3 protein-coding genes are annotated in these 2,904 nt (G+C 61.9%); all 3 read right to left on the bottom strand.

The window, feature by feature from the left end:
* A partial coding sequence (locus KGA96_RS29525) for an NAD(P)(+) transhydrogenase (Re/Si-specific) subunit beta (protein WP_223467070.1) occupies window positions 1–1,400 on the bottom strand: 1,400 nt, incomplete at its 3' end.
* Window positions 1,397–1,747 (bottom strand): NAD(P) transhydrogenase subunit alpha, encoded by a 351-nt coding sequence (locus KGA96_RS29530; RefSeq protein ID WP_046042645.1) that lies wholly within the window; start codon window positions 1,745–1,747, stop codon window positions 1,397–1,399. The genes KGA96_RS29530 and KGA96_RS29525, both read right to left, overlap by 4 nt.
* An 11-nt stretch (window positions 1,748–1,758) precedes the next feature.
* The gene (locus KGA96_RS29535) at window positions 1,759–2,880 is read right to left on the bottom strand and encodes a Re/Si-specific NAD(P)(+) transhydrogenase subunit alpha (protein WP_223516074.1); all 1,122 of its coding nucleotides are present in this window, start codon (window positions 2,878–2,880) and stop codon (window positions 1,759–1,761) included.
* Window positions 2,881–2,904 lie beyond the last annotated feature (24 nt).

Consider the following 2,904-nt stretch of genomic DNA (forward strand, 5'->3'; position numbering starts at 1 on the left):
TTAGCGTCGCCGAACACCATCATGGTTTTGTCCAGGTAGAACAGTTCGTTGTCCAGACCGGCGTAGCCACTGGCCATCGAGCGCTTGTTGACGATGATGGTCTTGGCCTTGAACGCTTCGAGGATCGGCATGCCGGCAATCGGCGATTTCGGATCGTTCTTCGCGGCCGGGTTGACCACGTCGTTGGCGCCCAGCACCAGCACCACGTCGGCCTGGCCGAACTCGGAGTTGATGTCGTCCATCTCGAATACCTGGTCGTAAGGCACTTCGGCCTCGGCCAGCAATACGTTCATGTGGCCGGGCATACGACCGGCAACCGGGTGGATCGCATACTTCACGGTCACGCCGCGATGGGTCAGCTTCTCGGTCAGTTCCTTCAGCGCATGCTGTGCCCGCGCTACCGCCAGGCCGTAGCCCGGCACGATGATCACGGTGTCGGCGTTGGTCAGCAGGAAGGTCGCGTCGTCAGCCGAACCGGATTTCACCGGGCGGGCTTCTTTCGAACCGGCCGGGCCGGCCGCATCCGTCGTATTGCCGAAACCGCCGAGCAGTACGTTAAAGAAGGAGCGGTTCATCGCCTTGCACATGATGTACGAGAGGATCGCACCGCTTGAGCCCACCAGCGAACCGGCGATGATCAGCATCGAGTTGTTCAGCGAGAAGCCGATACCCGCCGCAGCCCAGCCGGAGTAGCTGTTGAGCATCGACACGACCACAGGCATGTCCGCGCCACCGATCGGGATGATGATCAGCACGCCGAGCACGAAGGCCAGGGCCAGCATCACGGCGAAAGCGGTGTAGTCGCCGGTGAGCATGAAGGTCACGCCCAGGCCCAGTGTGGCCAGGCCCAGCAGCAGGTTCAGCTTGTGTTGGCCGCTGAACTGTACCGGTGCGCCCTGGAACAGGCGGAACTTGTACTTGCCGGCCAGCTTGCCGAAGGCAATGACCGAGCCGGAGAAGGTGATTGCACCGATGGCGGCACCGAGGAACAGTTCCAGGCGGTTACCGGCCGGGATCGCGTCACCGAGTTGCTGGACGATACCCAGCGACTGCGGCTCGACCACGGCAGCCACGGCGATGAACACCGCCGCCAGGCCGATCATGCTGTGCATGAAGGCGACCAGTTCGGGCATCTTGGTCATTTCAACGCGTTTGGCCATGATCGAACCGGCGGTGCCGCCGATCAGCAGGCCGACGATCACGTAGACGATACCGTCCTGGGCCAGCTCGGCACCTAGTTTATAAATCAGGCCGACCGTGGTGAGGATCGCCAGGCCCATGCCGAGCATGCCGAACAGGTTGCCGCGGCGCGACGTGGTGGGGTGCGAGAGGCCCTTGAGCGCCTGGATGAAGCAGACCGAGGCGATCAAATACAGGGACGTAACCAGGTTCATGCTCATGCTTGCTGCACCTCGGCCTTGACTGCTGCGGCCTTGGCAGCCGGAGCTTTGGCCGCTTTCTTCTTGAACATTTCCAGCATGCGGCGGGTCACCAGGAAGCCACCAAACACGTTGACCGCGGCCAGGGCCACGGCCAGGGTGCCCATGGTCTTGCCCAGCGGAGTCACGGTGAGGGCGGCGGCGAGCATGGCGCCGACGATCACAATGGCCGAGATGGCGTTGGTCACGGCCATCAGTGGCGTGTGCAGTGCAGGTGTGACGTTCCAGACCACGTGGTAGCCGACATAGATAGCCAGCACGAAGATGATCAGGTTGTAGATACCGTGAGAGATCAGCATGTCTTCCATTGTTTTTATCCTCAGCCGTTCTTGCGCACGATCTGGCCGTCGCGGCACATCAGGCACGCGGCGACGATATCGTCTTCAAGGTTGATCACCAGTTGTCCTTCTTTATCGAACAACAGTTTCATGAAATCCAGCAGGTTGCGGGCGTACAGCGCCGAAGCGTCAGCCGCCACGGCGCTGGCCAGGTTGGTCGGGCCAACGATGGTCACGCCATTTTCGACGACCGCCTGGTCGGCCACGGTCAGCGGGCAGTTGCCGCCCTGGGCTGCCGCGAGATCGATGACCACCGACCCCGGCTTCATCTGGGCCACGGTTTCCGCGCTGAGCAGCGTCGGTGCCTTGCGACCGGGAATCAGCGCGGTGGTGATCACGATGTCAGCCTGCTTGGCGCGTTCGTGCACGGCCGCGGCCTGGCGCTGCATCCAGCTGGCCGGCATCGGGCGGGCGTAACCGCCGACACCGACGGCGCATTCACGCTCTTCGTCGGTCTCGTAAGGCACGTCGACGAACTTGGCGCCGAGGGATTCGATCTGCTCTTTTACCGCAGGACGCACGTCAGACGCTTCGATCACCGCCCCCAGGCGCTTCGCGGTAGCGATGGCCTGCAAACCGGCCACACCGGCACCAAGAATCAGCACGCGCGCTGCTTTCACAGTGCCCGCAGCGGTCATCAGCATCGGCATGAAACGAGGGTAGTGGTGAGCGGCCAGCAACACGGCTTTATAGCCGGCGATGTTGGCTTGCGAGGACAGCACATCCAGGCTTTGGGCGCGGGAGGTGCGAGGCGCAGCCTCCAGGGCAAAGGCGGTAATGCCGCATTCAGCCATTTTGGCGATGGTTTCGTTGCTGAACGGGTTGAGCATCCCCACTACAACGGTGCCGCTTTTAATCAGCGCCAGCTCGCTGTCGCTGGGGGCGACCACCTTCAAAATCAGCTCTGCACCAAACGCGTCATTGGCGCTGCCAATGGTTGCGCCTGCCGCTTCATAGGCACTGTCGACAACGCTGGCATTAATGCCGGCGCCGCTTTGAACAGTGACCTTATGGCCCTGGCCGATCAGCTTCTTGATGGTTTCCGGGGTTGCAGCAACCCGTGTTTCACCGGTCTGGGTTTCGAGAGGAACACCAATGTGCACGTCAAATCTCCTGCGTGATCTTAT

This window comes from Pseudomonas sp. GL-R-26 (genome assembly GCF_019947365.1).
Taxonomy (GTDB): domain Bacteria; phylum Pseudomonadota; class Gammaproteobacteria; order Pseudomonadales; family Pseudomonadaceae; genus Aquipseudomonas.